1 protein-coding gene is annotated in these 364 nt (G+C 70.1%); it reads right to left on the reverse strand.

Annotation, left to right across the window (positions count from 1 at the left end):
* Window positions 1-364 (reverse strand): winged helix-turn-helix domain-containing protein (locus QM806_RS41000; RefSeq protein ID WP_283295061.1); only part of this gene is annotated, 364 nt, incomplete at both ends.

The raw sequence follows: 364 nt of genomic DNA on the forward strand, positions 1-364 counted from the left end.
GCCACTCGTTCTCGCGCCAGGCGACGATGGCGTCCTCGTCGCGTTCGACTGCCCGACGTGCGGGCCGCTGCCGGCTCCACCCGAGCCGGGTCCGCAGGATCGTCCACGTCTGGGTGGGTCCGTAGGTCACGCCGGTGAGCCGCTCGATCACGATCGCGACCCGGCCCAGGGTCCACACCCCGGTCGCGAAGCCATTCGCTTGGGGTCCCTTGAGCAGTTCCTCTCGGATCGCCTCGATCTGGGCGTCATCGAGCCGGGGTCGGCGTCCAGCGCGACCGGCACCTTCCAACGCCTCGTTGCCCCCTTCGGTCCACTGTCGATGCCAGCGTGAGGCGGTCTGCTGGGAGACCTCCAACTCGACCGC

The sequence above is a fragment of the Rhodococcus sp. IEGM 1351 genome, assembly GCF_030056875.1.
GTDB lineage: Bacteria > Actinomycetota > Actinomycetes > Mycobacteriales > Mycobacteriaceae > Rhodococcus_F > Rhodococcus_F opacus.